Source organism: Gordonia caeni (assembly GCF_039537105.1).
Classification (GTDB): domain Bacteria; phylum Actinomycetota; class Actinomycetes; order Mycobacteriales; family Mycobacteriaceae; genus Gordonia; species Gordonia caeni.
Genome location: NZ_BAAAZW010000006.1, coordinates 19,864 through 46,323, shown reverse-complemented (window position 1 = coordinate 46,323; position 26,460 = coordinate 19,864). Strand labels below are relative to the sequence as shown.

The following is a 26,460-nucleotide window of genomic DNA, read 5'->3' as shown; positions in this document are numbered from 1 at the left end:
GATCAGCGGCGGCGCACCGGCCGGTCTCAGCCGCGGAGCAGCCCCTTGGCGACGTGGGTCACCTGGATCTCGTTGGAGCCGGCGTAGATCATCAGCGACTTGGCGTCGCGGGCGAGCTGCTCGACGCGATACTCGGCCATGTAGCCGTTGCCGCCGAAGAGCTGCACCGCCTCCATCGCCACCTCGGTGGCCGCACGCGAGGAGTACAGCTTCATGGCCGACGCCTCGGCCAGGCTCGGCGGCTTGCCGGCCTGGGAGGCCTCGATTGCCGTGAACAGCATGTTCTGCACGTTCATCCGGGCGATCTCCATCTCAGCCAGCTTCAGCTGGATCAGCTGGAACTGCGCGATCTCGGTGCCCCACAGCGTGCGGTTCTTCGCGTAGTCCAGGCTCAGCCGCAGGCACTCGTTGATGATGCCCAGGCTCAGCGCCGCGATGCCGATGCGCTCGGCGGTGAAGCCGGCCTTGGCGTTGCCTCCGCCGCGCTTGTCCGCACCGGTGTCCTCGGTTTCGCCGAGCAGCCGGTCCTTGGAGACGCGGACGTCGTCGAAGAACAGCTCGCCGGTCGGCGAGCTCATCATGCCCATCTTCTTGAACGACGACCCCTGCGTCAGCCCCTCCATACCGGTGTCCAACACGAAGGTCAGTACCTTGCGGTCGCGCATCGGGGTGCCGTCGCCCTCGTCGAGCTTGGCGAAGACGACGATGGTGTCCGCGTACGGACCGTTGGTGATGAAGGTCTTGTTGCCCTTGAGGATGTAGTCCTCGCCGTCGCGGCGCACCGTGGTCTTCATGCCGCCCAGCGCGTCCGAGCCGCTGTCGGGTTCGGTGATCGCCCAGGCGCCGACCTTCTCCATGGTGACCAGGCCGGGCAGCCAGCGGCGCTTCTGCGCCAGCGTGCCGCGGCTGCGGATGGTCGATACGGTGAGGCCCATCGAGACGCCCATCGACGCGATCAGGCCCAGGCTGACCCCGGCCATCTCCATGTTGAGGATCAGGAACATGGTGTTGGCCAGCGACGTGGACCCGCCGGCGGACTTCTTCTCCTCGCCGGCCTCCTCGGCCGCGAGTTCGGCCTCCAGGTTCTCGATGGCCATGGTGTCCATGCCGAACGCGGCGAGCATCTTGCGGGTGATGTCGTAGGGCGGCAGCTCACCGGTCTCCAGCTGATCGACGTGCGGACGCACCTCCTTGTCGATGAAGCCGCGCACGGCATCTCGGACCATCAGGTCTTCTTCTGACCACTCGAACAACTCAGACCTCCACGCTAGAACACGTTCTACTAATGCCCATGACAGTAACGTGAACCACGTGAACGCGACAGCACAGGCCTGGCCCGGGCGCATCCACGCACCCGACAGCCTGGACCCGGCACTCCTCGACGAGATCACCGACCGCGGCGACGAGGTGCCGCTGCGAGCCGATCCCGGCGCCGCCGACCGGATCTGGGCGGCGGCCCGGCACTGGTATCAGGCGGGAACGCAGCCCGGCATCGCGGTGTGCGTGCGCCACCGCGGCGAGCCGATCGTCGACCGGGCGATCGGGCACGCCCGCGGCAACGGCCCCGGCGACGGCCCCGAGATCGAGAAGGTGCCGCTGCGCACCGATACCCCGGTCTGCGTCTTCTCCGCCGCCAAGGCGATGGCCTCGACGGTGGTGCATCTGCTGATCGAGCGCGGCGACCTGGCCCTGTCCGACCGCGTCGACGACCTGCTGCCCGGCTACCGCGCCCACGGCAAGGGCCGCACGACGATCGACCACGTCCTCACCCACCGCGCCGGCGTGCCGATCCCGACCGGACCGCGGCCGGACCTGCGGCGCAGCGAGGACAGCGCCTACACCCGCGAGATGCTGGCGGGGCTGCGACCGGTCTACCCGCCCGGGACGCTGCACATGTACCACGCGCTCACCTGGGGTCCGCTGGTGCGCGAGATCGTCGCCGCGGCCACCGGCCGCAGCATCCGCGACATCCTCGCCGACGAGATCGGCGATCCGCTCGGCTTCGCCTGGACCAACTTCGGCGTGCGCCCCGACGACGTCGACCGGGTCGCCACCAGCTACGTGACGGGCCCGCCCAACTCCGGTGCGATCGATGCCGCGTTCACCAAGGTGGTCGGCGGCAGCATGGCGCAGATCGTCCCGATGGCCAACAAGGCCCCGTTCCTCACCGGGGTGGTGCCGTCGTCGAACGGGGTGTCCACGGCGCACGAGCTGTCCCGGTTCGCCGAACTGCTGCGCCGGGGCGGCGAGCTCGACGGGGTGCGCGTGCTCTGGCCGGCCACCCTGCGGGCGGCCACCCGGCAGCGGCGGCGGCTGCGTCCCGACGTCGCGACCGGCGGCGTCCCCCTGCGTTGGGGCACCGGCTACATGCTGGGCTCGGCCCGTTTCGGCCCGTTCGGCCGCGACGCCCCCGCCGCCTTCGGCCACACCGGCCTCACCCAGATCGCGATGTGGGCCGATCCGCAGCGCGAACTGGCCGCAGCGGTGGTCTCCACCGGCAAGCCGGGCCCACACCCCGAGGCGAACCGTTACGGCGCTCTCCTGGACACCATCAACCTGGTGATCCCCCGCACCTGTCCCTACCCTGCCGTATAGGGCGCACCCTCCCGTGTCAGGAGGGGGCGTCAGCCATACGTCAGGGTAGGGACACGGTCAGGCGGTGCAGGCTGGCCGGCCGCAGTTCGGTGGCGAAGAATTGGTCGGCCGCGGCGCACAGCAGCGCCTGCGCGACCGGTTTGGCGACCACCAGGACCCCGTCCCCGGTGACCGTCGCCCGGATCCGCGCGACGAAACCGGCCACCGACTCCCCGCCGTGCGGCACCACAGCGGGATCGGTGAACCACCGGGCCAGGTCCGCTCCAGGGATCTGTTCGGGGGTCAGTCCCCGCCACGAGCCGAGATCGAGCGAGGCCAGCGCCGGATCGACGGCGCCGGTCAGCCCCAGGACGGCGGCGCTCTGACGCACCGACGCCTCCGGGCCGACCCGTACGGATCGGCCCAGAGGCGATGTCAGATGCGGTGCGAGGGCGGCCACGTCGGCACGACCGCGCGCGTCGAGGTGGTGGTGCTCGCCGCCGAAGACCACCGCCCGGTTCGGTGCGGTGCGCCCGGCGACGATCAGCAGCGTCACCGTCGGCTCAGGCGTCGGCGGTCTCCGCCGCCTGCTCGGCGCGCGGCACGCTGCGGCGCATCAGGACGCCCAGGATCAGGCAGAACACCGTCACCAGCACCGCCCACAGGATCACCTGGTTGGCGATCGCGTAGACCCGGAAGTCGGCGACCACCTGACCGGGGAAGCCGGCGCCGTAGATGGTGCCGTCGTGCTCCACCGGGCCGGGGACCTCGTGGAAGGTCGGCAGCAGCATCGCGGTGATGGTCATGACCACCAGGTAGCCGACGGTGGAGACGATCCCCGCGAGCAGGCCGCCGAGGCGCTCCCACAGCGCCATGGTGAGCCAGACCGCCAGGATCGCGACCACCACCGAGACGATCGTGATGGTGAGGTACGACGCCGACCGCGAGCCGATGGTGTCCTCCTCGCCCACCGCGGGCGGGTTCGGCGGGTAGACGAAGTACGGCACGCCGACGACGGCGACGAAGCCGATCACCCCGAGTGCACCGGCCACCAGCCGCGGGTCCGCGGCCGCCCAGCGGCGGCCGACGTAGGCCCACAGGAAGGTGAAGGCGACGGCGAAGAAGGCGCCGATGCACAGGGCGAAGATCACGGTGCCGACGCCGGCGCCGATGTTCTCCTGCACCGACCGGCTGAACAGCTCGTGCTCGTGGCCGTGCTCGGCGGCGCCGCCGAGGGCGACGTTCAGGTCCTCCTCGGCGTGGCTGCGGTACTCCTCGTAATCGATGGCGTCGGCCACCTGCGGCTCGATGAAGATGCGGGCGTAGATGAAGGCGATGATTCCGGCGACCAGACCCGAGAGCAGGCCGGCGCCGACGAGTTTGCGTTCCATGTGGTGAGAGTCCTCGTCTTCGCAGCGTCTAGTGGCAGGGGTCTAGTGGCAGGGGAAGCCGAGGAAGTGCCGCGAGTCGTGAATGAACTCGTGGACGTGGGTGTCGGACCCGAACACCGAGACGGCGCCCTGGTCGTATCCGAGGAAGTAGAAGGCCAGCGCGGCGACGAGCACCGTCGCGGTCAGAAAGAGGGCCGCCGAGGCGGTGTCCAGGTGCGGGACGGCCAGGCTGCGCGCCTTCTGTGCGCCGGCGCCGGCCGAATGAGCGGATACGGTCATGCGTGGAACCTGCTTCCGGGGATCCTGCGTCCCGTCGTGGTGAACAGCGGGCCCGAAGCGGTGCTCTGACTCGGCCTCTCGCACGGGGGCGAACGGCCTCACAGTGGCGCGACCGTCCCGGACTCTCACCGGGTTCCCCGCGTCAGGCTGAGGATCAGCTTAACGCGAACGCCGCCCGTCGGCACGAGCACGGTGTCGTACCCCTGCGGTTCAATGGACTGATGGCGGGCGACGGCGAGGATCCCCAGCCGGGCGGGGACATGCCGGCCGGCTTCGGTCCGGCGACCCGGCGATGGTTCACCGGCACCTTCGGCGGTCCGACGCCGGCGCAGGCCGGGGCCTGGCGGTCGATCGCGGCCGGCGAGAACACCCTGGTGATCGCCCCCACCGGATCGGGCAAGACGCTGGCCGCCTTCCTGTGGGCGATCGACGCGATGACCTCGGCACCGCGCCCGCAGCCCAGCGGGGTCCGCGTGCTGTACATCTCCCCGCTCAAGGCGCTCGCGGTGGACGTCGAACGCAACCTGTCGGCGCCGCTGGTCGGTATCGGGCACGCCGCGGCCGCCCTCGGCCTGCCCGCCCCCGAGGTGACCGTCGGCGTCCGCTCCGGCGACACCCCGGCCGCGGCCCGGCGCGCCCTGGTCGCCGATCCGCCCGACATCCTGATCACCACCCCCGAATCTCTGTATCTGATGCTCACCTCGTCGGCCCGCGAGACGCTGCGCGACGTCGAGACGGTGATCGTCGACGAAATCCACGCCCTCGCCCCGACCAAACGCGGCAGCCATCTGGCGCTGTCGCTGGAGCGCCTCGACGAGCTCACCGAGTCCCCCGCCCAGCGGATCGGCCTGTCGGCGACGGTGCGGCCGCCGGAGACCGTCGCGCAGTTCCTCGCCGGTCAGGCGCCGTGCACCGTGGTCGCCCCACCGGCGGCCAAGACCTTCGACCTGCGCGTCGACGTCCCCGTCGAGGACATGACCGATCTGCCGGTGCCGCCGGGCGACGGCGAACTCGACGATGCCTTCTCCCCCACGGCCGGCTCGCTGTGGCCGTTCGTCGAGTCGGCCATCGTCGACCTGATCCAGCAGAACCGCTCGACCATCGTCTTCGCCAACTCCCGCCGCCTGGCCGAACGCCTGACCGCGCGGCTGAACGAGATCGCGGCCGAACGCGAGTCCCCCGGCCCCGCCGCTCCCGCGGTCCGGAACACCGCGGTCCCCGGCGGCATGCCCGCGACGATCAACGGGGCGGTCGTCACCGGCGGCGCCGAGCCGATACTCGCCCGCGCCCACCACGGTTCGGTGAGCAAGGAGCAGCGCGCCGAGATCGAGGACGCGCTCAAGACCGGTGCGCTGCGCTGCGTTGTGGCCACCAGCTCGCTGGAGCTGGGGATCGACATGGGTGCGGTGGATCTGGTGATCCAGGTGGAGACGCCGCCGTCGGTGGCCTCGGGGCTGCAGCGCATCGGCCGCGCGGGCCACCAGGTCGGCGAGATCAGCTCCGGCGTCGTCTTCCCCAAGCATCGCACCGATCTGATCGGCTGCGCGGTGACCGTCTCCCGCATGCTCGACGGCCGGATCGAAGAGCTCACCGTGCCGCGCAATCCGCTGGACATCCTGGCCCAGCAGACGGTCGCCGCGACGGCGGTGGCCGACGTGAACGTCGACGACTGGTACGCGACCGTGCGCCGGGCCGCCCCGTACGCCGACCTCACCCGCGACGTCTACGACGCCGTGCTGGACCTGATCTCGGGCCGCTACCCGTCCGACGAGTTCGCCGGCCTGGCCGCGCGCGTGGACTACGACCGCGCCACCGGCACCCTGACCGCCCGCCGCGGCACCCTGCGGATCGCGGTGACCTCCGGCGGCACCATCCCCGACCGCGGCCTGTTCGGGGTGTTCCTGGCCGGCGACGACTCCTCCGGCGCCCCGGGCTCGGCGCGAGGTCCGCGACGCGTCGGCGAGCTGGACGAGGAGATGGTCTACGAGTCCCGGGTGGGCGACGTCTTCGCGCTCGGCGCCAGCAGCTGGCGGATCGTGGAGATCACGCACGACCGCGTCCTGGTGGTGCCCGCCGCCGGGCAGCCCGGCCGGCTCCCGTTCTGGATCGGCGATGCGGTGGGCCGCCCGGCCGAGCTGGGTGAGGCGATGGGCCGGTTCGTCGGCGCCGTCGCCGAGCCGGACGCGCTGGCGGCGCAGGCCGAGAAGATCGGGCTCAGCGAGTTCGCGCGCGCCAACCTCGCGTCTCTGATCGCCGAGCAGCGCGCGGCCACCGGCACCCTGCCCACCGACCGCACCCTGGTGGTGGAGCGTTTCCGCGACGAGCTCGGCGACTGGCGGCTGATCCTGCACTCCCCGTACGGCCTGCGCGTGCACGCCCCGTGGGCCGCCGCGATCGCCGCCCAGCTGGCCGAGCGGCTCGGTCTGGACGGGGCCACCACGGCGACCGACGACGGGATCATCGTCCGCCTCCCGGACACCGACGACGCCCCGCCGGGCGCGGAGGTCTTCGATCTGGACCCCGACCAGATCGAGGCGATCGCCACCGCCACCCTGGCCGATTCGTCGCTGTTCGCCGCGCGGTTCCGCGAGTGCGCCGCCCGGGCGTTGCTGCTGCCGCGCCGCGACCCCGGCAAACGGGCACCGCTGTGGCAGCAGCGCCAGCGGGCCGCACAGTTGCTGGCGGTGGCCGCCAAGTTCCCGGACTTCCCGATCATCCTGGAGACCGCGCGCGAGTGCCTGGAGGACGTCTACGACCTGCCCGCGCTCACCGCCGTCCTCACCCGGCTCAAGGGACGCCGGATCCGGATGGTGGAGGTGGAGACGGACAGTCCGTCGCCGTTCGCGGCCGCGATGCTGCTGGGCTACACCGGCTCGTTCATCTACGACGACGACGCCCCGCTCGCCGAGCGGCGTGCCACCGCCCTGGCGCTGGACACCTCGCTGCTGGCGCAGCTGCTCGGCCGCGTGGACCTGCGCGAGCTGCTGGACCCGGTGGTGATCGCCGAGACGGTGGCGCGGCTGCAGCGCACGGCACCCGAACGCCGGGCCCGCGACGGCCAGGACGTGACCGATCTGCTGCGCTGGCTGGGACCGCTCACCGGCGACCAGATCGCCGAACGCTACGCCGGCGACGACGCGCTGGACGCCGTGCTGGACGAGGAGCGCGCGGCCGGACGGGTGGTCACCGTGGTGATGGGCGGCGCGCAGCGGTACGCCGCCATCGACGACGTCGCCAGGCTGCGCGACGGTCTCGGCGTGCCGCCGCCGCTCGGGGTGCCCGCGGCCCATCTCACCGCCCCCGACGATCCGGTGGGCGACCTGGTCCATCGCTACGCCCGCACGCACGGGCCGTTCACCGCCGACGAGGCCGCACAGGACCTCGGCATGGGGGTGGCCGTGGTCCGCACCACCCTGCAGCAGCTGGCGGGGCGCCGAGCGGTGATCGAGGGCGAGTTCCTCACCCGCGACGACGCGCAGCGCTCGCAGTGGTGTCACAGCGACGTCCTCGGCCAGCTGCGGCGCGGTTCCCTCGCGGCCGGGCGCGCCGAGGTGGAACCGGTCACCCCGGACACTTATGCGCGGTTCCTGCTCGGCTGGCAGCACGTCGCCGGCCACCAGCGTCTGCGCGGCCCGCACGGTCTGCTGTCGGTGATCGAACAGCTCGCCGGACAACCCGTCCCGGCGTCGGCATGGGAGTCGCTGGTGCTTCCGGCGCGCGTCGCCGACTACCGCCCGGCGATGCTCGACGAACTGTTGTCGGCCGGCGAGGTGGTGTGGTCCGGGCACGGCCGGATCGGCGGCTCGGACGGCTGGATCAGTCTGCACCCGGCCGAGTCGGCGCCGCTGACCCTGCGCCCGCCCGACCAGATCGACCTGACCGACGTGCATCGGGAACTGCTCGGCGAACTCGAGGGCGGCGCCGTCCGCTATTCGCGCCTGGCCGGCGACGGCCCGATCGACGACGCCCACCGGCACACCGCGCTGTGGGATCTGGTGTGGTCCACGCGCGTCACCAACGACTCCTTCGCCCCCGTGCGCGCGCTGCTGGCACCGGGCCGGTCGCGGACCGCCACGGGCACACCGGCGCACCGGGTGCGCGGCGGCTCCCGGGCGCCGCGCCTGCGGGCCGCCCGCCTGTCCAGCCGATATCTGGCGGGGACCGACGCGGCGCCGGTGCCGCCACTGGTCGGCGGCCGCTGGGCCCTGCTCGAGCGCGCCGCGATCGAGCCGACCGCGGCGGCAGCGGCGACCTGCGAGATCCTGCTGGACCGCTACGGGGTGGTCACCAAGGGAGCGGTGACCACCGAGGAGGTGCCCGGCGGTTTCGCCCGGATCTACAAGGCGCTCAGCGTCTTCGAGGATTCCGGCCAGGCCCGCCGCGGCTACTTCATCGACGGCCTGGGCGGCGCCCAGTTCGCCGCCGGGCACACCGTGGACACCCTGCGCGAATCGGCCGTGGTGCCCCGCGAGCAGGAGCTGAGCGCCCACGTCCTGGCGGCCACCGACCCGGCGAACCCGTACGGCGCGGCGCTGGCCTGGCCGCCGCGGCCGGGCGACGAGGAGTCGGCCTCCGGTCACCGTCCGGGCCGCAAACCCGGTGCGCTGGTGGTGCTGGTGGACGGCGCCCCGGCCCTGTTCGTCGAACGCGGGGGCAAACGGATCCTGACCTTCACCACCGAGACCGACCGGCTCGAAGCGGCAGGCGCCGCCCTGGTGTCGGCGGTGCGACGCGGCGCGGTAGCGCGCATGCACGTCGATCTGGTGGACGGCGATCCGGTGCTGCGGACCGAACTGGGCACCATCCTGACCGGGCAGGGCTTCGCGTCCACCCCGCGCGGCCTGCGCATGAACTACGACCCCCGCATGAGTTCCGACCGCCATGCCTGAGGGCGACACCGTGTACCGCACCGCCGCGCGCCTGCACGCGGCGCTGGCCGGAAAGACGCTGACGCGCAGCGACTTCCGCGTTCCGGCGCTGGCGACCAAGGATCTGTCCGGCGCTGCCGTCGACCGGGTGCGGCCGGTCGGAAAGCACCTGTTCATCGATTTGTCGGGTGCTGCGGACCGGCGGCTGTCGATCCACTCGCACCTGATGATGGAGGGCGCGTGGCACGTCTACGCGCGCGGCGAGAAGTGGCGGCGGCCGGGTTTCACAGCGCGGGTGGTGCTGCGTGCCGGCGACACCGAGGCGGTCGGTTTCGACCTCGGCGTCCTGGAGCTGACCGCCGCCCCGGAGGCTGCCGTGGCTCATCTGGGCCCCGACCTGCTCGGCGAGGACTGGGATCGCGTGCGCGCCGCGGAGAATCTGGCCGCCGACGCCGACCGTGCACTGGGCCTGGCGCTGCTGGATCAGCGGGTGATGGCCGGGATCGGCAACATCTACCGCAACGAACTGTGCTTTCTGGCGGGCCTGCACCCGGCTGCTCCGGTGTCCGCGGTGCCCGATCCGGCGGCGCTCGCCGACTCGGCGCACCGGCTCCTGACCGCGAACGCGCTCACCCCGGTGCGCTGCACCACCGGTGATCGCCGGCGCGGCCGGGAACTGTGGGTGTACGGCCGCGACCGCCGTCCGTGCCGCCGCTGCGGCACCGCGATCGTCCGCGGCTCACTCGGCACCGGCTCCGGTCCGGCCGCTGAGCGGGTGGTCTACTTCTGTCCCGCCTGCCAGCCGGTCACACCGGGTAGCGGTCCGGTTCGTCGCCGAACCGGAAGCGCCGGCCGGTGATCTGCTCGACGTCGATCTCCACGTAGTTCAGCTTGAGCGTGGGGATCCACGGCTTCAGCGGCAGTTGGTCGGCGGCCATGATCTCCTGGGTGCCGGTCAGGATGCGCGCGGTGCCCTTGGCGACCACGCTCCAGCCGATCTTGCTGGTGAAACCGTCGGTCTCGAAGGCGCAGCGCCCGTTCACCGCGATCTCGGAGAGTTTGGTGCCCTCGCCGGTGCGGAACAGGATCTTGCCGTCGTGGGCGTAGGCGTTGATCGGGAAGATCTCCGGCTCACCGTTGACGGCGAGCGCCAGCCGGCCCATCACACTCTCGGACAACAGGTTCCAGCACTGGTCCTCGTCGAGGATGCTGACTTCTTCCATCGTCTCCCTCTCTCACGCCGCGGTCACGCCGCTGTCCCCAGCCTATGCCCACCATCCTGGCCCTGCAGGGGTACCAGGACCAGGGCCCTTCGTCCCGCGGTGGGAAGGATCACGCGGCGGGGATCATTCGGGAATGGGCACCGGTTCCAGGATCTCCCGACGGGCCTTGGGGGCGGCCATGCGCAGGGCGTCGGCGGCCTCGTCGTCGGGCTGGCGCTGCGAGGCGACCTCGGCCTCGACGCGGGCGCGGTAGGCCTCGAGTTCGGCCTCCCGCTCGGCCGGCGTCCACCCCAGCACCGGCGCCATCAGGTCGGCGGTCTCTGCGGCGCAGTCGGCGCCGCGGTGGGCGTACTCGATCGCGATCCGCGTGCGGCGGGCCAGCACGTCCTCCAGGTGCAGTGCGCCCTCGTGCCGGGCCGCGTAGACCACCTCGACCCGCAGGTACTGCGGTGCCGCGGTCAGCGGCTGCAGCAGCGACGGGTCGTCGGCGGCCAGCGCCATCACCTCGTCGAGCAGCGAGCCGTAGCGGTTGAGCAGGCGGCGCACCCGGTAGGGATGCAGCCCGTACTCCTGGCCGAGGTGCTCGCACTGGTTGATCAGCGCGAAGTAGCCGTCCGCGCCCAGCAGCGGCACCCGCTCGGTCACCGATCCGCCCACCCGGTCCGGGAGGAACTGCGCCGCGGCGTCGACGGCGTCGGCACCCATCACGCGGTAGGTGGTGTACTTGCCGCCGGCGATGGAGATCAGGCCCGGGGCGACGGCGGCCACCGCGTGCTCGCGCGAGAGCGCCGAGGTGGACTCGTCCTCCCCGGCCAGCAGCGGCCGCAGCCCGGCGTAGACGCCTTCGATGTCGTCGTGGGTCAGCTGCGTCACCAGTTCGGCGTTGACCCGTTCCAGGATGTAGTCGATGTCGGCGCGCGTGGCAGCTGGGTGCGCCAGATCCAGGTTCCAGTCGGTGTCGGTGGTGCCGATGATCCAGTGCGTCTCCCACGGAATCACGAAGAGCACCGAGTTCGCCGCACGCAGGATGATCGCGGTCTCGCTGACGATCCGGTCGCGCGGGACGACGATGTGCACGCCCTTGGAGGCGCGCACGGTGAACCGGCCCCGCTCTCCGGAGAGCTTCTGCACTTCGTCGGTCCAGACCCCGGCGGCGTTGACGACGCAGTGGGCGCGCACCATTGTGGTGTCCCCGGTCTCCGAGTCGCGCAGCTGCACGCCCATCACTCGATCGCCGTCCTTGGCGAAGCCGACCGCCTGGGTCGAGGTCCGCACCACGGCGCCGTACTGGGCGGCGGTGCGCGCCAGCGTCAGACTGTGGCGGGCGTCGTCGACCACGGTGTCGTGGTAGCGGATGCCGCCGACCAGGGCGTTGCGTTTGAGGCTCGGCGCGATACGCAGTGCCCGCGACCGCGAGACATGCTTCTGACCGGGCACCGACTTGGCCCCGCCCATCCGGTCGTAGAGGAACAGTCCGGCCGCGACGTAGGGCCGCTCCCAGAACCGTTTGGTCAGGGGGAACAGGAACGGCAGCGGCTTGACCAGGTGCGGGGCCAGCAGGCGCAGCGAGAGCTCCCGCTCACGCAGGGCCTCGCGCACCAGACCGAACTCCAGCTGCTCCAGATAGCGCAGGCCGCCGTGGAACATCTTCGACGACCGGCTCGAGGTGCCCGAGGCGATGTCGCGGGCCTCCACCAGGGCGACGCGCAGGCCGCGGGTCGCGGCATCCAGGGCCGTACCGACCCCGACCACGCCGCCGCCGATCACGACGATGTCGAACTGCTCCTCGGAGAGTCGGCGCCAGGCCTCCTCACGCTGGGTGGGGCTCAAATCCGCAGGTCGATCCTGGTTGTTCTCAGTGGACACGTCCCCCAGCCTACCGGAGGGTAACCGGCGGTCGTGGCAGACTGTGACGAGTGACCGACGCCACTGACAGCGCCCCGCAGCGCTACATCGCCGCCATCGACCAGGGCACCACTTCCACCCGCGCGATGATCTTCGATCACGCCGGCCAGGTGGTCGCCAGCGAGCAGTTGGAGCACCGGCAGATCTTCCCCCGCGCGGGGTGGGTGGAACACGACCCGATCGAGATCTGGCGCAACACCCGTCGCGTGGCCGCGGCCGTGCTGGCCGCCGGCGAACTCAAGCCTCACCATCTCGCCGCCTGCGGCATCACCAATCAGCGCGAGACCACCGTCGTCTGGGACCGGAGCACCGGCAAGCCGGTGTACAACGCCATCGTCTGGCAGGACACCCGCACCGACCGGCTCTGCGAAGAGCTGGGCGGCGATGTCGGCGCCGACCGGTACCGCGAGCGCACCGGGCTGCCGCTGTCGACATACTTCGCCGGCCCCAAGGTCCGCTGGATCCTGGACAACGTCGACGGGGTGCGCGAGCGCGCCGAACGCGGTGACCTGTGCTTCGGCACCATGGACAGCTGGCTCACCTGGAACATGACCGGCGGGCCCGACGGCGGCGTCCACGTCACCGACGTCACCAATGCCTCGCGCACCATGTTGATGGATCTGCGGACCCTGGACTGGGACCTGCAGATCTGCGAGGAGCTGGGTATCCCCGTCTCGATGCTGCCGGCGATCGTGTCCAGTTCCGGGGTGATCGCCGCCCTGCGCACCGGCGGCTCCTTCCCCGACGTGCCCCTCGGCGGCATCCTCGGCGACCAGCAGGCCGCCACCTTCGGGCAGGCCTGCCTGGAGCCCGGCGAGGCCAAGAACACCTACGGCACCGGGAACTTCCTGCTGATGAACACCGGCACCGAACCGGTCTTCAGCGAACACGGCCTGCTGACCACCGTCTGCTACCGCCTCGGCGACGAACCGGCCCGCTATGCGCTCGAGGGTTCGATCGCGGTGACCGGCTCGCTGGTGCAGTGGCTGCGCGACAACCTCGGCCTGATCCCCACCGCCGCCGACGTCGAAGACCTCGCCGCCCGGGCCGAGGACAACGGCGGCGTCTACTTCGTGCCCGCCTTCTCCGGGCTTTTCGCCCCGCGCTGGCGCCCGGACGCCCGCGGCGTGATCGTCGGCCTCACCCGGTACGCCGACAAGCGCCACCTGGCCCGGGCGGTCCTGGAGGCCAGCGCCTACCAGACCCGCGAGGTGATCGAGGCCATGCAGGCCGACTCCGGCGTCGCCCTGACCACCCTCAAGGTGGACGGCGGGATGGTGGTCAACGAACTGCTGATGCAGTTCCAATCCGACATCCTCGACGTGCCCGTGGTGCGCCCGGTGGTGAACGAGACCACCGCGCTGGGCGCCGCCTACGCCGCGGGCCTGGCCGTCGGCTACTGGGACAGTCCCGAGGACATCCGCCGCAACTGGGCCGAGGGCCAGCGCTGGTCGCCGGCGATGGGACAGGACGAGCGCGACACGCTGTACGACGGCTGGAACCGCGCCGTCACCCACTCCTTCGATCTGGCCTGACATCTCTCGAAACCCTTGACGTACAACCACATGGTTGTATATTGAAGAGGTGACCGAGGATGACGAGGACAGGGCCGACGCCCTGTTCCACGCCCTCTCCGACCGGACCCGCCGCGACATCCTGCGGCGCGTCTTGGCCGGCGAGCACTCGGTCACCGCACTGGCGGAGCACTACGACATGAGTTTCGCCGCGGTACAGAAGCACGTCGCCGTGCTGGAGAAGGCCGGGCTGTTGACCAAACGGCGCAGCGGCCGGAAACAACTGGCCTCCGGGGACGTCGCCGCTGTGCGATCGGTGCAGTCGATGCTCGCGAGCATCGAGCAGATCTGGCGCGGCCGGATCGCCCGGGCCGACGAACTCCTCGCCGCCGATCGAGATCGATCCGAACCGTAGAACCCCTCCCAGCAACACCCCGACACACCAGGAGCCCCCCGATGCCCGTCACCGACGTCACCACCGACACCGAGAACTGCCGCCTCACCATCACCGCCGACTTCGACGCGCCGGTCCAGCGCGTCTGGGACCTGTACGCCGACCCCCGCCAGCTGGAGCAGGTGTGGGGCCCGCCCGAGGTACCCGCTACCTTCGTCGACCACGACCTGGTCCCCGGTGTTCGCTGCACCTACTACATGACCGACCCGACCACCGGCGAGAAGTACCGCGGCTGGTGGCTGATCACCGCGGTGGAGGCGCCGTCGTACCTCGCCTTCGACGACGGCTTCGGCGACGAGGACTTCAACCCCGCCCCCGGTATGCCGGTGAGCAAGAACGAGTACCGCTTCACCGCCGCCGAGGGCGGCACACGGGCGGTCTACACCTCCGTCTACGACAGCCCCGAGGCCCTGCAGCAGGTCCTCGACATGGGGATGATCGAGGGCGCGAGCAGCGCCATCAACCAGATCGACGCCGTCCTAGCCCGATAGGTCAGGCGCCCGACGAGTCAGGCGCCGGTGCGGTAGCGGCGCGCGACGGCGAACTCGCGCAGCGCGACGGCGACGCCCACGACGCCGACCAGCACGTAGCCGAAGCTCAGCGTGCGGGCCGAGCCCAGCAGGCCCGGCCCGCCGAGGGCCACCAGCAGCCCGGCGAGCGCCGAGCCGAAGGCCGTCGCGATCAGCTGCGTGGTGTTCATCCCCGCCGAGGCCTGCGCCGCTTCGGCGGGCTCGTCGGAGATGCTCAGCCCCGCGGTGAGCCAGTGCGCCATCGCGACGCCGATGCCGCAGCCGGCGACGAAGAGCGCGGCGAACCACCCTGCCAGGACCGCCGCGTTCGGGGCCTGCACTTGCAGCGCGCCGTAGGCCAGGAAGCCCGCCGCGATCAGCAGCGGCCCGGCGATACAGATGCCGCGTTTGGCGCGGGCCGAGACCACGCTGGAACTGGCGATGGACCCGACGGTCCAGCCCCACGAGATCGCCGCCCCCAGGAAACCGGCGGCCAGGGGCGACATCCCGCCGAGCCGCTGGCCGAACAGCGGGACGAAGGTCTCGATGGTCGAGGCCATGGTCAGCAGCAGGATGGCCGCGTAGATCCAGCGCAGCGGGGACGCCCCGCGATAGGTGGGCGCCGGAAGCACCCGCGCCGGTCCCGCGCGTTCGGCCAGCACGAAGGCACCCGCGGCCACCACGGCGGCAGCGATCAGCGTCGCGACCACCGGCGGCCGCGACGCGATCGAGGCGACGCTGATCAGGAGCACCGCGACGGTCAGCAGGGCCAGCGGGCGCCACGGCAGCGGGTCGTCGCTGCGCGGCGGGCGGGTGTGCGCGGGCAGCACCTTGGCGGCCAGCCCGCCGAGCGCCAGCGAGATCGCGGCCAGCAGGAACAGCGAGCCGCGCCAGAGCCCGAGTTGAGCGAAGAAGCCGCCGATCACCGGCCCCAGCACGTTGCCCACTCCCCACATCGCGGACAGCAGCGCCACCGCCCGCTGCCAGAGGAACGCCGGAACCACCAGCCGCAGCACCGCGAAGGCGAGCCCGGCCAGCAGTCCGGCGGCCAGGCCCTGCACGCCGCGGCCGATCAGCATCACCGGCATGGTGGGGGCCAGCGCCGCGACCAGCGTGCCCGCGGCGAACACCCCGAAGCCCAGCAGATACGACGTCCGACTCCCCAGCCCCGCCAGGGAGCGCGCCACCAGCATGGAGCTGATCACCGCGGCGACCACGAAGATGGTCATCGTCCACGCGTAGAGCTCATCGCCGCCGATGTCGGCCACCGCGCTCGGCAGCAGACTGGCGGTCACATAGGTGTTGGTCGCGAACAGCCCGATGCCGCCGGCCAGCACGGCCACCGGCGCCCGGTGCTCGGGGCCGAAGAGTTCGCGCCAGGTGCCGACCCGGTCGGGCTGCCGGACCCCGTTCGGTTCCGGCACGTCAGCTCAATCGAGGTCGTCGTGCCGCACCAGCTGGCGGGCCGCCTCGGTGATCGATCCGGACAGCGACGGGTACACCGAGAAGGTGTTGGCCAGGTCCGAGACCTGCAGCTTGTTCTCCACGGCCAGCGCGATCGGCAGGATCAGCTCCGAGGCGTTCGGCGCCACCACCACGCCGCCGATCACCACGCCGGTGGCCGGGCGGCAGAAGATCTTCACGAAGCCGCGCCGCAGCCCGCTCATCTTGCCGCGCGGATTGGTCGCCAGCGGCAGCATCACGGTGCGCGCGGGGTACTCCCCCGAGTCGATCGAGTTCTGCGAGACGCCGACGGCCGCGATCTCCGGGCGGGTGAAGATGGCCGAGGCCACGGTCTTGAGCCGGATCGGGCTCACCCCCTCGCCGAGCGAGTGGTACATGGCGATGCGTCCCTGCATGGCGGCCACCGAGGCCAGCGGGAGCACCCCGGTGCAGTCGCCGGCCGCGTAGATCCCCGGCACCGAGGTGCGCGAGACGCGGTCGACGGTGATGTAGCCGCCGCGGTCGACGGTGATCCCGGCCCCGTCGAGCCCGAGGTCGTCGGTGTTGGGGGTGGAGCCGACGGTCATCAGCACGTGCGAGCCGCTGACGGTCTGGCCGTCGGCCAGCTCCACCACCACCTCGTCGCCCACCCGGCTCACCCGTTCGGCGCGCGCATGCTTGATCAGGGTGACGCCGCGCTCGGCGAAGGCCTCCTCCAGCACCAGCGCCGCATCCTCGTCCTCGTGCGGCAGCACCCGGTCCCGGCTGCTGACCAGCGTCACCTGCACGCCCAGCTCGGTGTAGGCGTGCACGAACTCGGCGCCGGTCACACCGGAGCCGACGACCACCAGGTGTTCGGGCAGCGCGTCGAGGTCGTAGAGCTGGCGCCAGTTCAAGATCCGCTCGCCGTCCGGCTTCGCATCGGGCAGCTCCCGCGGGGACGACCCGGTCGCGATCAGCACCACGTCGGCCTCGACGGTCTCGGTGCGCCCGTCGGCGTGGGTGGCGATCACCTTGTGCGCCCCGAAACCGGGAGCCGCCGGCGACAGCGCGCCGCGGGCGTTGACGATCCGCACGCCCTCGCTCACCAGCCGCGCACGGATATCGGCGGACTGGGCGAAGGCGAGGTCCTTCACACGCTGGTGGATCTGCGGCAGGGTGACCAGCGCAGCGCCCTCGTCGATGTTGATGCCGAGGTCGGCCGCCTTGCGCACCTCGGTGCGCACGCCGGTCGAGGCGATGAACGTCTTGCTGGGCACGCAGTCCCACAGCACGCAGGCGCCGCCGATCCCATCGGAGTCCAGGAGCGTGATGTCGGCGCCGTAGGCCGCACCGGCCAGCGCCGCCTCATACCCCGCGGGGCCTCCCCCGATGATCACGATCCGCGCCACTGAGCCATCTCCTCGTCGACAGGTCTGTTACCTCCCCCAACCTAGTCGGTGCCCGGAGCCGGTGTGCGGTTCCCTCCGCCGCGGCGAGGGCATAGGCTGTGCGCCGTGCCCATCTATGCCGCCTACGCGTCGAACATGGACCCCGCTCAGATGCTCCGGCGGGCTCCGCACTCGCCGATGGCCTCCACCGGATGGCTTCACGGTTGGCGGCTGACCTTCGCCGGGGACGACATCGGCTGGGAGGGTTCGCTGGCCACCGTGACCGAGGACCGGGAACACCCGGACTCGAAAGTCTTCGTGGTGCTGTACGACGTCCCCACCGAGGACGAGGCGAACCTGGATCGCTGGGAGGGCACCGAACTCGGTGTGCACCGTAAGATCCGGGCGCGGGTGGAGACCGCCGACGGCCCGGTCCTGGCCTGGCTGTACGTGATCGACGGCTACGAGGGCGGGCTTCCGTCAGCGCGCTACATCGGCGTGATCGCCGACGCTGCCGAGGTGGCCGGCGCGCCCGCCGAGTACATCCAGCGACTGCGCCTGCACGAGTCCCGCAACGTGGGTCCGGGGCCGGACGAGCCCATGGACAACCAGCACTAGAACAGCGGGGCCCTCACCCTAGAAGAGCGGGGGCTCGGGCTCCAGTTCGTCCTGCAGGACCACGCCCGCGAGGGTCGCGATTCCGACGGCGAGGGCGCGCTCGTCGATGTCGAAGTTCGGCTGATGCAGATCGGACTGCGGCCCGATTCCCGGCCAGACGCCCAGCCGTGCCATCGCGCCCGGCACGTGCTCGAGGTACCAGGCGAAGTCCTCGCCGCCGGGCGACTGCGGGGTGTCGACCTCGGCGGCCGGATCGATCGCCCCCACCGCGCGCCGCAGCATCTGCACGCTGTCTTCGTCGTTCACCACCGGCGGCACGCCGCGGACATAGCTCAGGTCGTAGCTCACCCCGAGCGGGGCCAGCAGTTCGCCGACGATGCTGCGTACCAGCGGCTCCAGCTCGTCCCAGACCAGGTGATCGCCGGTCCGGACGGTGCCGCGCAACCTGCCCTCCTGCGGGATGGCATTGGGGGCGTCGCCGGAATGCACTGCGCCCCAGCCCATCACGGTGCCCGACCGCGGATCGAGGCGGCGCGCCAGCACCCCGGGCAGCCCGGTGATCAGCGTGCCCATGGCGTAGATCAGGTCGGCGGTCAGGTGCGGCCGGGAGGTGTGCCCGCCCGGGCCGCGCAGGTGCACCTCCAGGCGGTCGGCGGCCGAGGTCAGCGCCCCCGATCGCAATCCGACGGTGCCGACCTGCAGGTGCGGGTCGCAGTGCAGGGCGAAGATCCGGGTCAGGCCGTCGGTGACGCCGGCGTCGATCGCGTCCAGCGCGCCGCCGGGCATCACCTCCTCGGCGGCCTGGAAGATCAAGCGCACGCCGAAGGGCAGGCCGGATTCGCCCGGGCCCGCGGAGGCGTCGAGTTCGGCGAGCAGGAGACCCACGCCCATCAGGATGGCGGTGTGCGCGTCATGCCCGCACACGTGCGAGACGCCGTCGACCCGCGAGGTGAACGGCAGGCCGGTCTGCTCCGGGATGGGCAGAGCGTCGAGGTCGGCGCGCAGGCCCAGCCGCGGCCGGTCGGTCGGTCCCAGATCGCACACCACTCCGGTGCCCTTGGGCAGCACCACCGGATTCAGGCCGGCACCGGTCAGCACGTCCACCACTTTGGCGGTGGTCGCGAACTCGGCCATCGACAACTCGGGGGCCGCGTGGATCTCCCGGCGCCAGGCGATCACCCGATCGAGGTTCTCGTCGAGCCAGTGGTTGATCGCCTGGGACATCAGAGCAGCGTCGGCGGCGTCGGGGTGTGCAAGTCCGCCAGGAGCGGCAGGCGCAGTCCCCGCTTGATGGTGGTCTGATTCGCGTTCACCAGCCCGGCGCGGGCACGGGCGGTCTCGCGGGCGGCGTCCAGCAGATCGTCGCCGGGCACGGCCTGTTCGACGATCCCGGCGGCCACCGCATCCTCCCCGCCGTAACGGCGGCTGGTCAGCATGGCCTCGGTCGCGGTGGCATCCGGGGTGCGGGTGCGCACCAGAGCGGCCATCCCGCGGGTGAACGGCATGTTCAGCGCGGCCTCGGGCAGCGACCAGAAGCCCCGCTCGCTGCGCATCGCGCGGTGGTCGGCGCACAGCGCCAGCATGGCGCCGGCACCGAAGGCGTGACCGTTGATCGCGGCGATCGTCGGGGCGCCGAGGGTGAGGACCGTGATGTACAGCTGGTGCACCCGGTCCAGGTACGCGGGCAGGTCGCCGACGTTGGCGGCGATGTAATCGGTGTCCAAGCCGTTGCTGAAGAACTTGCCGGTGGCCGTCAGGATGACGGGCTTACCCGCGTCCCCCGCCTCCTCGAGCACCCGGTTCATCTCGTCGAGCCACTCCAGGGAGAAGCGGTTCTCCGGATTGTTCTCGTCGAGATCGCGGCCGGGGGCGCCCAGGAAGACCTCGGCGGCATCGTCGGTCAGTGAGAGATAAGGCATGGCAGAGACTCTATCGCTGCCCCCGGTGGGCCCGGGTGCGGAGGGCACCTCTGGCCGGCAGCCACACTAGGGTTGGCCCCATGGACCCCACCAACGATGCCCGGGCCGCGGCCGCCGCGGCAGCCGCCGCCATCGCCGCCGGAACCGATTGCCGCAGGCACGACGTCGCCATCGTGCTGGGCTCGGGATGGGCGCCGGCCGCGCAGGAACTCGGTACGCCGGTGGCCGACCTGCCGATGGCCGGGTTACCCGGCTTCACCTCGCCGTCGGCGCGCGGGCACGGCGGCCGGGTGCTGTCGGTGCGGATCGGCACCGCCCGGGTGCTGGTGATCTTGGGCCGGGTGCACGCCTACGAGGGGCACGACCTGGCGCGCGTGGTCCATCCGATCCGTGCCGCTGCGGCCGCCGGGGTGCACACGGTGGTGCTCACCAACGCCGCCGGCGGCATCCGGCCCGGGCTGCGCGTCGGCGAGCCCGTGCTGATCAGCGATCAGCTCAATCTGACCGGCCGCTCCCCGCTGACCGGCGCAGACTTCGTGGACATGGTGGACGCCTACTCGCCGCGGCTGCGCGAGCTGGTGCGCGGCGCGGAGCCGGACCTGGCCGAGGGCGTCTACGCCGGACTGCCCGGCCCGCAGTACGAGACCCCCGCCGAGATCGCCATGCTGGCCACCCTGGGCGCCGACCTGGTCGGCATGTCGACCGTGCACGAGACCATCGCCGCCCGGGCCGCCGGAATCGACGTGCTGGGGGTGTCGCTGGTGACCAATCTGGCCGCAGGCATCACCGGTGAGCCGCTGAGCCACACCGAGGTCCTCGAGGTGGGCGCGGCGTCTGCGACGCGGATGGGAGCGCTGCTCGCCGAAGCGATCGGGACCATCGATGGGCGATGATCCACGTCCGATGACCCTGCGTTTCGGCACCGCCGGACTGCGCGGGCCGGTGGGCGACGGCCCGGCCGCGATGAACGTGCCGAACGTGATCGCCGCGACGGCGGGGCTGGCGGACTGGCTGACCGACCGCGGACTCGCCGGCGCGACGGTCGTAGTGGGCCGCGACGCCCGCCGCGGCTCCGACGAGTTCGCCGCCGCCACCGCGCAGGTGCTGGCCGGCGCCGGCTTCGACGTGATCGCGCTGCCCGAGCCGGGGCCCACACCGCTGGTGGCCTTCGCCGCCCGCGCGCACGGGGCTGCGGCCGGGGTGATGATCACCGCCTCGCACAACCCACCCGCCGACAACGGCTACAAGGTGTACCTGGACGGTGGTGCGCAGCTGATCTCCCCGGCCGACCGGGAGATCGAAGCCGCGATCGCCGCCGCACCGGCGTCGCCCGCCACCGCGGCGGTCGGGCCGGACGAACGTGCTCGGCGGGTCCGCGACGACTACCTGGCCCGGCTGGACGAGCGGTTCGGGCCACCGGCCGCGGCGCCGGTGCGCATCGCTCTCACGCCGCTGCACGGGGTCGGCGGGTCACTGGCGGTCGAAGCACTGCGGCGCAACGGCTTTCCCGACGTGCACGTCGTCGAGGAGCAATTCGCCCCCGATCCGGACTTCCCCACCGTCGCCTTCCCCAACCCGGAAGAACCCGGGGCCGCCGACCTGCTGCTGGCGCTGGCCGCCGACAGCGGCGCCGACCTGGCGATCGCCCTCGATCCGGACGCCGACCGGTGCGCCGTCGGCGTGCCCGGGCCCGACGGGACGTGGCGGATGCTGACCGGCGACGAGACCGGCGCGCTGCTGGGCACGGCGATCCTCGACGAGTGCGAGCCGCTCGGGCAGCCGCGGCCCGTCCTGGCCTCGTCGATCGTCTCGGGCACCCTGATGGACACGATCGCGACGGCGCGCGGAGCCCGCCCCGTCCGCACCCTGACCGGCTTCAAATGGCTGGTGCGGGCCGGCGAGCCCCTGGCCTACGCCTACGAGGAGGCGCTCGGTCACTGCGTCGACCCGGAGGCCGTGCGGGACAAGGACGGCATCAGCGCCGCCGTGGCGCTGGCCCGGCTGACCGCGGAGCGCGGGAACCTCGGCGCCCTGCTCGAGGAGCTGTCGGCCCGGTACGGGCGGCACGCGACCGCCCAGCGCAGCCTGCGCGTGGACCGGCTCGCCGACATCGGCGAGGTGATGGCGCAGTTGCGCGCCGATCCGCCCGCCGCGCTGGCCGGGATCGGTGTCACTGCCCGTGATCTGCGGCGGGACGGCCCCGGACCCCACACCGACGCCGTAGAGTTGACCGGCGAGGACCCCGCCGGGGTCGCACTGCGGATCGTCGCCCGCCCGAGCGGAACCGAGCCGAAGCTGAAGTACTACGGGCAGGTGGTGGCGCCACCGGGGGGATCCGCGGCACCCGCCGCCCTGACCGCACTGCTGGCCGGGGCGCTCGCGGAGCTCCCCGGGCCGCCGCGGCGCACTGACAGGAGCTCATGATGACCCAACCCTACGGCCCCGACGGCCACTACGAGCCGACGCAGATCGGCACCCCGTCGTCGCCCGGCTACTACTACGGTGCCCAGCCCGGCTATCAGCAGCAGCCGCCGCCTCCGCCGCCGAGCCGCGGCCCGCAGATCCTGGCCGCGGCCGCCGCGGTGGTGGCCCTGATCGCCGTGGTCGCCGTGGTCTTCCTGTTCGTGCGCTCCGACGACGACTCCGCCCCCGAGCCGGCCGCCGCCGGCGTCTCGGTGGTCACCGAGTACCCGCAGGCCCCGCAGCCGGGCGAGAACGAACAGGCGGCCCCCGAGGAGCAGCAGCAGCCCGCGCCGCCACCGACTCCGGCGGCGCCCGCGCCGGCCCCCGGCCCGGTGAGTGTGGCCGGCGCCGACCGCCAGGGCTTCGCCTCCGGCCCCCGGTGCAACGCCGCCGAAGACCCCGCCGTCTTCATCGGCCGCACCGAGCGTTCCCGCGTGGTGGTCTGCCAGGTGGGTGCCCAGACCGGCCGCTACTACTACAAGGGTTACGCCAACGGGAACAGCATCGAGGTCGGCTATCCGACGCGCTCGGGGTCGACCTTCACCGCCACCAACAAGGCGGTGTCGTACGTCGTGTCCCCGTCGTCGCTAACCATCACCGAGAACGGCGCGGTGCTCACCCGCGAGCCGATGCTGCAGTCCTGGGTCGACTGACCTGCAGACATCGCGCCGCGAGCCGGTGCGATGTCAGCCGCGACGGACCAGGCGCTCCTCGAAGTCGTTGACCAGAGCACGCCAGGCCTCGGACTCGTTGTCGAACGGCCCCGACGGGGCGAGGCGGTTCGGGTCGGGCTTGACCGCGTAGTCGACGAACCAGCCGAGCGGGGTGGTGGTGCCCAGGGCCTCGTCGACCGAGTCGATCTTGGCGAAGTCGGCGGCGTCGGTGAGCAGTTCGACGGCCAGGTCGAGCTGGCGCTGGTCGACGCGCCGCGGCCCGTCGAGGATGTCCTCGTCGAGGCCCGGCAGCGCGTACACGTTCTCGGGCAGGACGTCGTAGGTCAGCTCCCCCGCGTTGGCCATGGACTGCACCTGGTCGTAGGTGGAGACGCGGGCCAGCGCGTGGTCGTTGTGCCCGGCCAGGAAACGGGTCAGGGAACGCTCGGAGGCGAAGCCGTAGATGGTGCCCTTGTCGCCGAGGAAGACCGGGTTGTCGCCGAGGTAGCAGCGCAGGGTCAAGAACTCCCCGGCGTCGGTGTAGATCCGGATCGGGTCGATGCCGACCTCGCCCCAGAAGCCCTCGTCGACGTCGTCCTCGTCGTCGGTGTCGTCCTCGTCGGTGTCGTCGTCTTCGTCGTCCTCGGTGTCGTCCTCGTCGTTGAGCGGGTCGACCGGATCGAACTCCGGCTCGTCCTCGTCCTCGGCGGAGGCGGCGGCGTCGAGCTCGCCGACGGCGATGCCCAGTGCCTCGGCGTCGACGTCCGGGCTGGTCACCACGTCGTCGAGGGCGTCGATGACGTCGTCCCAGTGCTTGGCGATCAGGCGGCCGATGCGCACCCACAGGTCCACGCCCTCGCGACCGTGGAAGTTCTGGGTGCCCACGGCGACCGCGCCCAGGATCGGGTTGGCGGTGAAGAATTTGGTGACCGGGGTCAGCTCGCAGACCTCACCGATGATGCGGGTGATCTCCAGCGCGTCTTCCAGCTCGGCGACCACCTCCCCGCGGGGATCCTCGGCGGCCAGTTCGGGCACACCGATCAGGTCGTAGCTGTGCTTGTCGTCCGGGATCAGTTCCTCGGCCTGCAGCTCACGGATCGTCGGCCACTGCGGGTGGTCGGCGAGGTCGTTGTCGTCGTCGGTCCGGACGAACGCCGCCAGGGCGGCCACCGAGTCGAAGCCGTACAGGTCCTCGTCGAGACCCAGGAACGCTTCCCACTCGTCGTCGCCTTCGCGCCAGCGAGGGGCCCACAAGGTGAACAGATTGCCATCGGTGAGACCAAGCTCGATGGGGACGATGTCTCCAGCCATGGGCAAGAGCCTACCGGGGCCGGTAGAACCCCTCGAAGGTCTGGTCCAAGTTGGTGGTGCGCACGGCGCTCACCTGGACCGGATCGCCGGCCTCCACCATCTGGCCGTTGCCGATGTACATCGCGACGTGGCCGCTCCACACGGCCAGGTCCCCGGGCTGCAGCTGCGACTGGGAGACGGCGAAGCCCGCGGTGTCCTGATCCTGCGCCAGCCGCGGCAGTTCCAGACCGGCCTGACGGTAGGCCCACTGCGTCAGGCCGCTGCAGTCGAAGCCGTCCGGGGTGGTGCCGCCCCAGACGTAGGGCACACCCCGCTGCCCGAGGGCGGCACGCACCGCCGTGGCCGCGCGCTCGTTCGGCGCGTAGGCCACCGACCCGTCCGGCAGGGTGACCGGGATACGGCCGGGCTCGGTGGCCACGGCGGCAGGTGCCTGGTGGCGGCCCAGGCCCTGCGCGTCACCGGCCAGCTCGGACTGCGTCCGGTTGACCACCGCCAGGCCGCGTCCGACGTAATCGGCGGCAAGGGGCACCAGCACCGCCAGCGACGCCGGGGTGAGTGTCGGTGCGGCGGCCGAGGCGGCGGCGACGAAGGAGTCGGCGAGCGTGTTCAGTTCGGTGTTGGCCTGTTTCACGCGTTGGGCCGCCGTCTGCACGACGGTGCCGATGTCGGCACCGTCGAGCGCCTCGGTGGCGTCGGCGCGTGCGGTGTGCACGGCGCGCGTCACGGCCGCGTCGCCGCCGGCCCCCTGCCACGAGGCCGTGGCCTCGGCGGCCGCCCGGTTGGTCAGATCGGCGGCCTGTCCCAGCGCAGCGCGGGAGGCGCCCAATGTGGCGGCGGGACCGCCCGCCGGCAGTTCCCCGGTGCCCAGCGCCGCGATCAGCATGCGCAGCGGTGCGATCAGGAAGTCCAGACTCATGCCGACACCCCCGCGGCGTTGCCGGCCTCGGTGGCCCCGTAGGCGGCGGCCGAGGCCGTGGTGGCGGCGGCCTGCCCGGTGTGGGCGCCCGACAGCCGGTCCAGGCGGCCCGCGCGCGCCGACATGGTGGCGGCGAGAGCGGACAGGAAGGGCGCGCCGATGAGGCCGAAGGCCGGGGCGAGGGCGGCCGCGTCGAAACGCTCGGCGCCGGCCCGTTCGGCCACGATTCCGGCGGCGGCGCCCTGGCGGCCGGCGAGGGCGGACAGAGACGGTTCGGTGACTGCGACTGGTTTCATGATGATTGGACGCTGCGGCGCCGAGTTCGGTTCCACCGCGGGCGGCTCGGCGTGCCCCGCCGCTAAGCTTCACCACATGGACGACGGCTCCCTGGATCTCACCCTCGTGACGCATCCGGTGGTGCGGACGCGGCTGACCGCCCTGCGCGACGCGCGAACCTCCTCGGTGCAGTTCCGCGATCTGCTGACCCAGCTCACCGGCATGCTGATGTACGAGGCGATGGCCTCCCAGGCCGTCACCGCGGTGACCGTGCAGACACCGGTGGGACCGTGCGACGGGGTGCAGATGACGCAGCCGCCGCTGCTGGTGCCGGTCCTGCGCGCCGGACTGGGCATGCTGGACGCGGCGATGACGGCCGTGCCGGAGGCGCAGGTCGGGTTCGTCGGCGTCGCCCGCGACGAGGAGACGGCGCGCCCGCAGGAATACCTGGTGTCACTGCCGGCGGATCTGCGCGACCGCCCGGTGGTCGTGCTCGACCCGATGCTGGCGACGGCCGGCTCGATGATCCACACGCTCGACGTCCTGGCCCGGCACGGCGCCACCGACGTGACCGCGGTCTGCGTCATCGGCGCGCCGGAAGGTGTTGCGGCGCTGCGGGAATCGGGGCACCGGCTGCGTTTGGTGCTCGGTGGCCTCGACGAGGGCCTGAACGAGGACGCCTACATCGTCCCCGGCCTGGGTGACGCCGGCGACCGCCTGTACGGGCCGCGCAACTTCTGACCGGGTGCCGAACCGTGTCGCAACGACGACGAA

At 72.0% G+C, this 26,460-nt stretch carries 24 protein-coding genes and 1 riboswitch; of the genes, 11 read left to right on the top strand and 13 right to left on the bottom strand.

What is annotated here, in order from left to right; translation table 11 throughout:
• Positions 1-26 precede the first annotated feature (26 nt).
• Entirely contained in the window at positions 27-1,253 is a 1,227-nt protein-coding gene (locus ABD732_RS11080; protein WP_344783611.1) for an acyl-CoA dehydrogenase family protein, read from the bottom strand.
• A 58-nt stretch (positions 1,254-1,311) separates the two neighbouring features.
• Here ABD732_RS11080 and ABD732_RS11075 point away from each other — a divergent pair, with 58 nt between their 5' ends.
• Positions 1,312-2,595 (top strand): serine hydrolase domain-containing protein, encoded by a 1,284-nt coding sequence (locus ABD732_RS11075; protein WP_425553030.1) that lies wholly within the window; start codon positions 1,312-1,314, stop codon positions 2,593-2,595.
• A 40-nt stretch (positions 2,596-2,635) separates the two neighbouring features.
• Here ABD732_RS11075 and ABD732_RS11070 read toward each other — a convergent pair whose 3' ends face one another.
• From ABD732_RS11070 to ABD732_RS11060, 3 genes are read right to left on the bottom strand one after another with little or no spacing between them, the layout of a single operon-like run.
• Positions 2,636-3,130: a histidine phosphatase family protein gene (locus tag ABD732_RS11070; protein WP_344783609.1), complete on the bottom strand. Its 495-nt coding sequence runs from the start codon at positions 3,128-3,130 to the stop codon at positions 2,636-2,638.
• Positions 3,131-3,137: 7 nt separating this feature from the next.
• A complete protein-coding gene (locus tag ABD732_RS11065; RefSeq protein WP_344783607.1) occupies positions 3,138-3,965 on the bottom strand; it encodes a CbtA family protein in 828 nt (275 codons plus the stop codon).
• Between the two features lie 42 nt (positions 3,966-4,007).
• A complete protein-coding gene (locus tag ABD732_RS11060; RefSeq protein ID WP_344783605.1) occupies positions 4,008-4,244 on the bottom strand; it encodes a CbtB domain-containing protein in 237 nt (78 codons plus the stop codon).
• A 39-nt stretch (positions 4,245-4,283) separates the two neighbouring features.
• Positions 4,284-4,411, bottom strand: a riboswitch (cobalamin riboswitch).
• A gap of 54 nt (positions 4,412-4,465) precedes the next feature.
• On the opposite strand from ABD732_RS11060, the gene ABD732_RS11055 reads away from it, so the two are divergent.
• Entirely contained in the window at positions 4,466-9,133 is a 4,668-nt protein-coding gene (locus ABD732_RS11055; RefSeq protein ID WP_425553029.1) for an ATP-dependent helicase, read from the top strand.
• On the top strand, positions 9,126-9,971 hold the full coding sequence (locus tag ABD732_RS11050) for a DNA-formamidopyrimidine glycosylase family protein (RefSeq protein WP_344783603.1): 846 nt from the start codon (positions 9,126-9,128) through the stop codon (positions 9,969-9,971). The genes ABD732_RS11055 and ABD732_RS11050 overlap by 8 nt, the downstream gene beginning before the upstream one ends.
• Here the strand turns inward: ABD732_RS11050 and ABD732_RS11045 are convergent.
• Positions 9,919-10,335: a pyridoxamine 5'-phosphate oxidase family protein gene (locus ABD732_RS11045; protein WP_344783601.1), complete on the bottom strand. Its 417-nt coding sequence runs from the start codon at positions 10,333-10,335 to the stop codon at positions 9,919-9,921. The genes ABD732_RS11050 and ABD732_RS11045 overlap by 53 nt on opposite strands.
• Before the next feature lie 123 nt (positions 10,336-10,458).
• The gene (gene glpD / locus ABD732_RS11040) at positions 10,459-12,201 is read right to left on the bottom strand and encodes a glycerol-3-phosphate dehydrogenase (RefSeq protein WP_344783599.1); all 1,743 of its coding nucleotides are present in this window, start codon (positions 12,199-12,201) and stop codon (positions 10,459-10,461) included.
• Between the two features lie 86 nt (positions 12,202-12,287).
• On the opposite strand from glpD, the gene glpK reads away from it, so the two are divergent.
• The 3 genes from glpK to ABD732_RS11025 are packed head-to-tail and all read left to right on the top strand — an operon-like array spanning position 12,288 to position 14,699.
• On the top strand, positions 12,288-13,775 hold the full coding sequence (gene glpK, locus ABD732_RS11035; protein WP_344784095.1) for a glycerol kinase GlpK: 1,488 nt from the start codon (positions 12,288-12,290) through the stop codon (positions 13,773-13,775).
• 49 nt (positions 13,776-13,824) lie between these two features.
• Positions 13,825-14,169: an ArsR/SmtB family transcription factor gene (locus ABD732_RS11030; RefSeq protein ID WP_344783597.1), complete on the top strand. Its 345-nt coding sequence runs from the start codon at positions 13,825-13,827 to the stop codon at positions 14,167-14,169.
• Positions 14,170-14,210: 41 nt separating this feature from the next.
• Positions 14,211-14,699 (top strand): SRPBCC family protein, encoded by a 489-nt coding sequence (locus ABD732_RS11025; RefSeq protein WP_344783595.1) that lies wholly within the window; start codon positions 14,211-14,213, stop codon positions 14,697-14,699.
• A gap of 17 nt (positions 14,700-14,716) precedes the next feature.
• Here ABD732_RS11025 and ABD732_RS11020 read toward each other — a convergent pair whose 3' ends face one another.
• Both ABD732_RS11020 and ABD732_RS11015 read right to left on the bottom strand, forming a co-directional pair.
• The gene (locus tag ABD732_RS11020; RefSeq protein ID WP_344783593.1) at positions 14,717-16,141 is read right to left on the bottom strand and encodes an MFS transporter; all 1,425 of its coding nucleotides are present in this window, start codon (positions 16,139-16,141) and stop codon (positions 14,717-14,719) included.
• A gap of 6 nt (positions 16,142-16,147) precedes the next feature.
• Complete coding sequence (locus tag ABD732_RS11015; protein ID WP_344783591.1) at positions 16,148-17,551, bottom strand: NAD(P)H-quinone dehydrogenase; 1,404 nt, start codon at positions 17,549-17,551, stop codon at positions 16,148-16,150.
• A gap of 105 nt (positions 17,552-17,656) precedes the next feature.
• On the opposite strand from ABD732_RS11015, the gene ABD732_RS11010 reads away from it, so the two are divergent.
• Positions 17,657-18,148 (top strand): gamma-glutamylcyclotransferase family protein, encoded by a 492-nt coding sequence (locus ABD732_RS11010; RefSeq protein WP_344783589.1) that lies wholly within the window; start codon positions 17,657-17,659, stop codon positions 18,146-18,148.
• A gap of 18 nt (positions 18,149-18,166) precedes the next feature.
• On the opposite strand, the gene ABD732_RS11005 is transcribed toward ABD732_RS11010, so the two are convergent.
• Complete coding sequence (locus ABD732_RS11005) at positions 18,167-19,372, bottom strand: amidohydrolase (protein ID WP_344783586.1); 1,206 nt, start codon at positions 19,370-19,372, stop codon at positions 18,167-18,169.
• Positions 19,372-20,067 carry an enoyl-CoA hydratase/isomerase family protein gene (locus tag ABD732_RS11000; RefSeq protein WP_344783584.1) on the bottom strand — a complete coding sequence of 232 codons (696 nt, stop codon included), beginning with the start codon at positions 20,065-20,067 and terminating at the stop codon, positions 19,372-19,374. The genes ABD732_RS11005 and ABD732_RS11000 overlap by 1 nt, the downstream gene beginning before the upstream one ends.
• A gap of 80 nt (positions 20,068-20,147) precedes the next feature.
• Here ABD732_RS11000 and ABD732_RS10995 point away from each other — a divergent pair, with 80 nt between their 5' ends.
• From ABD732_RS10995 to ABD732_RS10985, 3 genes are read left to right on the top strand one after another with little or no spacing between them, the layout of a single operon-like run.
• Positions 20,148-20,960, top strand: a complete 813-nt coding sequence (locus ABD732_RS10995) for a purine-nucleoside phosphorylase (RefSeq protein WP_344783582.1) — start codon at positions 20,148-20,150, stop codon at positions 20,958-20,960.
• 10 nt (positions 20,961-20,970) lie between these two features.
• Positions 20,971-22,491, top strand: coding sequence for a phospho-sugar mutase (locus tag ABD732_RS10990; RefSeq protein WP_344783580.1), 1,521 nt, complete (start codon positions 20,971-20,973; stop codon positions 22,489-22,491).
• A complete protein-coding gene (locus ABD732_RS10985) occupies positions 22,491-23,183 on the top strand; it encodes a hypothetical protein (protein ID WP_344783578.1) in 693 nt (230 codons plus the stop codon). Before ABD732_RS10990 ends, ABD732_RS10985 begins: the two co-directional genes overlap by 1 nt.
• A gap of 33 nt (positions 23,184-23,216) precedes the next feature.
• On the opposite strand, the gene ABD732_RS10980 is transcribed toward ABD732_RS10985, so the two are convergent.
• Genes ABD732_RS10980 through ABD732_RS10970 form a run of 3 tightly spaced genes read right to left on the bottom strand, consistent with a single transcriptional unit; the run spans position 23,217 to position 25,706 of the window.
• The gene (locus ABD732_RS10980; RefSeq protein ID WP_344783575.1) at positions 23,217-24,494 is read right to left on the bottom strand and encodes a primosomal protein; all 1,278 of its coding nucleotides are present in this window, start codon (positions 24,492-24,494) and stop codon (positions 23,217-23,219) included.
• 10 nt (positions 24,495-24,504) lie between these two features.
• Positions 24,505-25,410 (bottom strand): C40 family peptidase, encoded by a 906-nt coding sequence (locus ABD732_RS10975; protein ID WP_344783573.1) that lies wholly within the window; start codon positions 25,408-25,410, stop codon positions 24,505-24,507.
• On the bottom strand, positions 25,407-25,706 hold the full coding sequence (locus ABD732_RS10970) for a type VII secretion target (protein WP_344783571.1): 300 nt from the start codon (positions 25,704-25,706) through the stop codon (positions 25,407-25,409). Before ABD732_RS10970 ends, ABD732_RS10975 begins: the two co-directional genes overlap by 4 nt.
• Before the next feature lie 76 nt (positions 25,707-25,782).
• Here ABD732_RS10970 and upp point away from each other — a divergent pair, with 76 nt between their 5' ends.
• A complete protein-coding gene (gene upp, locus ABD732_RS10965; protein ID WP_344783569.1) occupies positions 25,783-26,427 on the top strand; it encodes a uracil phosphoribosyltransferase in 645 nt (214 codons plus the stop codon).
• Positions 26,428-26,460 lie beyond the last annotated feature (33 nt).

Excerpts from the sequence above, each read along its gene's own strand:
- ABD732_RS11065 (WP_344783607.1), bottom strand. The coding sequence starts at position 3,965 with ATGGAACGCAAACTCGTCGGCGCCGGCCTGCTCTCGGGTCTGGTCGCC.
- ABD732_RS11060 (WP_344783605.1), bottom strand. The coding sequence starts at position 4,244 with ATGACCGTATCCGCTCATTCGGCCGGCGCCGGCGCACAGAAGGCGCGC.
- ABD732_RS11055 (WP_425553029.1), top strand. The coding sequence starts at position 4,466 with ATGGCGGGCGACGGCGAGGATCCCCAGCCGGGCGGGGACATGCCGGCC.
- ABD732_RS11050 (WP_344783603.1), top strand. The coding sequence starts at position 9,126 with ATGCCTGAGGGCGACACCGTGTACCGCACCGCCGCGCGCCTGCACGCG.
- ABD732_RS11045 (WP_344783601.1), bottom strand. The coding sequence starts at position 10,335 with ATGGAAGAAGTCAGCATCCTCGACGAGGACCAGTGCTGGAACCTGTTG.
- ABD732_RS11025 (WP_344783595.1), top strand. The coding sequence starts at position 14,211 with ATGCCCGTCACCGACGTCACCACCGACACCGAGAACTGCCGCCTCACC.
- ABD732_RS11005 (WP_344783586.1), bottom strand. The coding sequence starts at position 19,372 with ATGTCCCAGGCGATCAACCACTGGCTCGACGAGAACCTCGATCGGGTG.
- ABD732_RS11000 (WP_344783584.1), bottom strand. The coding sequence starts at position 20,067 with ATGCCTTATCTCTCACTGACCGACGATGCCGCCGAGGTCTTCCTGGGC.
- ABD732_RS10995 (WP_344783582.1), top strand. The coding sequence starts at position 20,148 with ATGGACCCCACCAACGATGCCCGGGCCGCGGCCGCCGCGGCAGCCGCC.
- ABD732_RS10990 (WP_344783580.1), top strand. The coding sequence starts at position 20,971 with ATGACCCTGCGTTTCGGCACCGCCGGACTGCGCGGGCCGGTGGGCGAC.
- ABD732_RS10985 (WP_344783578.1), top strand. The coding sequence starts at position 22,491 with ATGACCCAACCCTACGGCCCCGACGGCCACTACGAGCCGACGCAGATC.
- ABD732_RS10980 (WP_344783575.1), bottom strand. The coding sequence starts at position 24,494 with ATGGCTGGAGACATCGTCCCCATCGAGCTTGGTCTCACCGATGGCAAT.
- ABD732_RS10975 (WP_344783573.1), bottom strand. The coding sequence starts at position 25,410 with ATGAGTCTGGACTTCCTGATCGCACCGCTGCGCATGCTGATCGCGGCG.
- ABD732_RS10970 (WP_344783571.1), bottom strand. The coding sequence starts at position 25,706 with ATGAAACCAGTCGCAGTCACCGAACCGTCTCTGTCCGCCCTCGCCGGC.
- upp (WP_344783569.1), top strand. The coding sequence starts at position 25,783 with ATGGACGACGGCTCCCTGGATCTCACCCTCGTGACGCATCCGGTGGTG.